This window comes from Ramlibacter sp. WS9, assembly GCF_003797765.1.
Taxonomy (GTDB): Bacteria; Pseudomonadota; Gammaproteobacteria; order Burkholderiales; family Burkholderiaceae_C; genus Ramlibacter.
Genome location: NZ_RKMB01000070.1, coordinates 1 through 4,470 on the forward strand (window position 1 = coordinate 1; position 4,470 = coordinate 4,470).

Here is a 4,470-nt window from a genome sequence, read left to right on the forward strand (position 1 = left end):
CGTAAGGGCCGTCTTCGTAAACGATGGCGATCTTCAGGCTCTTCGGATCGGCCTTGAGGGAAGGCGCAACAACCTGGACGATGGACTCGACGCTGCGGCTGGCAAAGGTCTTGGCCGTCGAGTTGCTACGGAAGACGTACTTGAAACCGCGGCCCGTGATCGTGTCAGCCACAGCGCCCAGTTCGAAGTAAGGCACGCCCGCCAGCTCGGTGACCTGCGTCGCTGCGGAGGAGACGCCGGACGCATAGCTTCCGAACACGGCCACCACGTTCTCGACCGAAGTCAGGCGCCGCGCCTCCCCCACGGCCTGGTTGGCGTCGACCGCATCGGCCTTCACCAATGTGATCTTCTGACCGTTGATGCCACCGGCAGCGTTGCGCTCCGCGATGGCGATCTCTGTTCCGCGAAAGCTCTCCTCGCCGAGCAGCGCGAGCCCGCCACTAAGGGGATAGAGGGCACCGATCCTGATTTCCTGCGCGTGTGCAGGGCCAGCCGCTGCGAGTGCCAGGACCGAGGCACTGGCGAAGGCTGTAGCGAAGCGTTTGATGAAACGTGGCACTGAGAACTCCTACAGAGTTGGGTTAAATTTGAAGCGATTCAAACAATAAACAATGTATTAGACAATTTCGCTGTCATTACACAAGCAAAAGTGTAATTTGAAGCGCTTCAAATAACAAGATGGATTTGCCGATTTCGGGGTTAACCCCTAGGCGAGTGCGTGATATTGCCTCAGTCCGCGCAAAGCCTGGCCTTCCGGCAATCCGCTTGCTCGCGGACCGCGTCTCACCCACCCGTACCGGGTGGGATCGTCCCAAGCGACGCGGCATAGAGTGATGGCATGAAGACACGAATCACGGAACTGTTCGGGATCGAGCACCCCATCATCCAGGGCGGCATGCACTTTGTCGGGCTTGCCGAGCTTGCCTCCGCGGTTTCGCAGGCCGGGGGCCTCGGCATGCTCACCGGCCTCACCCAAAAGACGCCCGAGCTCCTGGCCAAGGAGATTTCGCGGTGCCGCCAAATGACCGACAAGCCCTTCGGTGTCAACCTGACGTTCCTGCCGACGTTCTCCTCGCCCCCCTACCCCGAGTACATCGCCGCCGTTGCCGAAGGGGGCATTCGAATCGTGGAGACTGCCGGCCGAAGCCCGGAGCCGTACATGGCGGCGTTCAAGGCCGCCGGTATCAAGGTCATTCACAAATGCACCTCAGTACGGCATGCACTGAAGGCCCAGCAGATCGGCTGCGATGCGGTCAGTGTCGACGGCTTCGAGTGCGGTGGGCACCCCGGCGAAGACGATGTTCCCAACATGATCCTGCTGCCACGAGCGGCCGATGAACTGAGCATTCCCTTCGTGGCTTCCGGCGGCATGGCGGATGCCCGCAGCCTGGTCGCTGCACTGGCCCTCGGGGCAGAGGGAATCAACATGGGCACCCGCTTTTTGGCGACGAAGGAAGCGCCAGTGCACCAGAACGTCAAGGACGCACTGGTCGCCGCGTCGGAGCTTGACACGCGCCTGGTGATGCGGTCGCTGCGCAATACCGAGCGAGTGCTCAAAAACGCCGGCGTCGAACGGCTGCTGGAGATCGAGCGAGAAAAGGGCAGCGCGCTGCAGATCTCCGACATCTACGAGCAGGTCGCGGGCGTTTACCCCAAGGTCATGGTGGAGGGAATGATGGAAGTCGGCGCCTGGAGCTGCGGCATGGTCGCCGGCCTGATTCACGACATTCCAACAGTGAAGGAACTGATCGACAGGATCATGGCCGAGGCCGACGCATTGATTCGGCGCCGCCTCGGCCCCATGCTGCTGGAAGGCGTCACGCGCAGCCGGTCGAATCCGGCCTTGGTCTGAGCAGGACTCAGGCATGCAAACCTCCTCGTCTTCCGCAGGCGGCCAGAGCCTGGGCGACCTGCTGCGACGCAGCGCGCGCCGCCACGGCGGCAAGCCCGCGATCCTTTGCGGCGAAACGCGATGGACCTATGCCGAGTTCGACCAGGTCTGTCATCAGCTGGCCGCCGGCCTGTCAGCGGCAGGCGTCGCGACGGGCGATACCGTCGCGGTGCTGGCGCGCAACTCGCACGCCTACGCGGCTCTGCGATTCGCCCTGGCGCGGCTGGGTGCCGTGCTGGTGCCGGTCAACTTCATGCTGAAGGCCGACGAGGCCGCCTACATCCTGCGCCACGCCGGCGCGCGCCTGCTGGCGGTCGACAGCGAGCTGGCGGAACTGGGACGCGCGGCCGCGGCGCTCGATACGCGTATCGAGCGCTTCCTCTGGCTGCCCAGCGAAGGCCCGAGCGATGCAGCCCCCGGCATGCTCAGCTTCCACGAGCTCGCCGCCAGTACCGGCGAACCACCGGCCGTCTACGTGCGCGGCACCGATCTGGCCCAGATCGTCTACACCAGCGGCACCGAATCGCTGCCCAAAGGCGCGATGCTGACGCACGACGCGGTGATCTGGCAATACGTGAGCTGCATCATCGACGGCGAGATGAGCGCCGACGACCGCGTGCTGCACTCACTGCCGCTGTACCACTGCGCGCAGCTCGATTGCTTCCTGGGTCCGGCCGTCTACCTCGGCGCCACCAGCGTGATCACCGCCAGGCCGATACCCGAGAACCTGCTGCGGCTGATCGAGGGACACGGCATCACTTCGTTCTTCGCGCCGCCGACGGTGTGGATCTCGATGCTGCGGTCGCGGGCGTTCGACCACTGGGACTTGTCGACGCTGCGCAAGGGCTACTACGGCGCGTCCATCATGCCGGTCGAGGTGCTGCGCGAGCTGCAGCAGCGGCTGCCGGCAGTACGGCTGTGGAACTTCTACGGCCAGACCGAGATAGCGCCGCTGGCGGCCGTGCTCAAACCCGAGGATCAGCAGCGCAAGCCCGGCTCGGCGGGCAAGCCGGTCCTCAATGTCGAGACACGCATCGTCGACGAAGAGATGCGTGACGTGGCGCCAGGCGAGATCGGCGAGATCGTTCACCGCTCGCCGCAACTGCTCAGCGGCTACTTTCGAGACGAGGAACGCACCCGCGCCGCGTTCGCCGGCGGCTGGTTTCACAGCGGCGACCTCGCCACGATCGACGACGAGGGCTACATCAGCATTGTCGATCGCAAAAAGGACATGATCAAGACCGGTGGCGAGAACGTGGCGAGCCGCGAGGTGGAAGAAGCCATCTACCGAATGCCGGGGGTTTCCGAAGTCGCGGTGATCGGCCTGCCGCATCCGCACTGGGTCGAAGCGGTGACCGCCATCGTCGTCCCGAAGGCGGGGCAATCGGTGTCGGAGGAAGAAGTCATTGCCCACTGCCGCGGCTGCCTGGCGATTTTCAAGGTGCCCAAGGGCGTGGCGATCGTCGACAGCCTGCCCAAGAACCCGAGCGGAAAGCTGCTCAAGCGCGAGCTGCGCCAGCAACTCGATGGGCACTACGCCGGCTGAGCCCTCGAGTTCAGCAAGTTCACATCACCTGGAGACTGTCGTGGTCAAGCACGCGTACGACGAACGCGCAATCGTTCAGCATTGGCGCGAAGGCGCCGTGGCGCATCTTCGCTTCAATCACGCTGAACAGCGCAATGCCATCGATGTTCAATTCGCTGCGGCCTTCTCGCGAGCCTGCCAGGCCATTGCGGATGATCCCGAGGTGCGTGCCGTATGGATCTCCGGCGAGGGCCGGGCATTCATGGTGGGCGGGGACCTGGCGTCGATGCGCGGGAACGCCAGGGCGGTGGCTGAGCGGCTCATCGCAGGCATGCACGGCGGGCTGCGGCTGCTGGCAGGCCTGCGTGCGCCCGTGGTCGCGAGTGTTCATGGCGCGGTGGCGGGAGGTGGGCTGGGCGTGATGCTTGCCGCGGACTTGGTGGTCGCCGCGGACAACACGCGCTTGAGCTTCGCCTACCCGGGAATCGGTGCCAGTTGCGACTGCGGGGCGTCGTGGGCATTGCCGCGGGCGGTCGGCCTGAACAAGGCGCTGGAGATAGCTTTGCTCGGGCCAACCCTGGACGCGGCGCAAGCACTGCAAATCGGGCTCGTCAACCGCGTCGTGCCCGAGGCCGATCTGCAGGCCGAAACACGACGGCTGGTGGAGCGCCTCGCCAATGGCCCCACACGAGCCTATGGGCGTATCAGGCAGCTGATGCGCGGGGCCTTCGACAACGAATTGGGCGCGCAGCTCGACGCAGAGAACGATGGATTCCTGGAGTGTGCAGATACCAAGGATTTCGCGGAAGGCGTGGAGGCGTTCTTCCACAAACGGGCGCCGGTCTTCACGGGTCAATGAGCGCGCTCTCGCTGGCGCGGCTCGTTCCTCAGGTGCTCTGCCGCACCACGACCTCGTAGCCCAGGTCAATGCAGCTGGCAGGCGGAGTCTCGCCGCGCATCAGCGTCAGCAGCATGCCGGCCGCGGCGGTGCCGATCTCGGCGCGCGGCGTGCGCACCGTGGTCAGCGGCGGCAGCATCTGGTCGCTTCCGGTCA

The 4,470-nt window shown here is 64.9% G+C and carries 5 protein-coding genes; 3 read left to right on the forward strand and 2 right to left on the reverse strand.

What is annotated here, in order from left to right; translation table 11 throughout:
• On the reverse strand, nt 1–559 hold a 559-nt coding region (locus EEB15_RS32840; RefSeq protein WP_233259726.1), incomplete at its 3' end, for an ABC transporter substrate-binding protein.
• 279 nt (nt 560–838) lie between these two features.
• Between EEB15_RS32840 and EEB15_RS32845 the strand changes: the two genes are divergently transcribed.
• Genes EEB15_RS32845 through EEB15_RS32855 form a run of 3 tightly spaced genes read left to right on the forward strand, consistent with a single transcriptional unit; the run spans nt 839 to nt 4,275 of the window.
• Nucleotides 839–1,852: a nitronate monooxygenase family protein gene (locus tag EEB15_RS32845; protein ID WP_141514201.1), complete on the forward strand. Its 1,014-nt coding sequence runs from the start codon at nt 839–841 to the stop codon at nt 1,850–1,852.
• Nucleotides 1,853–1,865: 13 nt separating this feature from the next.
• The gene (locus EEB15_RS32850) at nt 1,866–3,437 is read left to right on the forward strand and encodes an acyl-CoA synthetase (protein WP_141514202.1); all 1,572 of its coding nucleotides are present in this window, start codon (nt 1,866–1,868) and stop codon (nt 3,435–3,437) included.
• A gap of 40 nt (nt 3,438–3,477) precedes the next feature.
• Nucleotides 3,478–4,275 (forward strand): enoyl-CoA hydratase-related protein, encoded by a 798-nt coding sequence (locus tag EEB15_RS32855; RefSeq protein WP_233259727.1) that lies wholly within the window; start codon nt 3,478–3,480, stop codon nt 4,273–4,275.
• A 28-nt stretch (nt 4,276–4,303) separates the two neighbouring features.
• Here EEB15_RS32855 and EEB15_RS32860 read toward each other — a convergent pair.
• Nucleotides 4,304–4,470: substrate-binding domain-containing protein (locus tag EEB15_RS32860; protein ID WP_158290298.1), on the reverse strand; the 167-nt coding region annotated here is incomplete at its 5' end.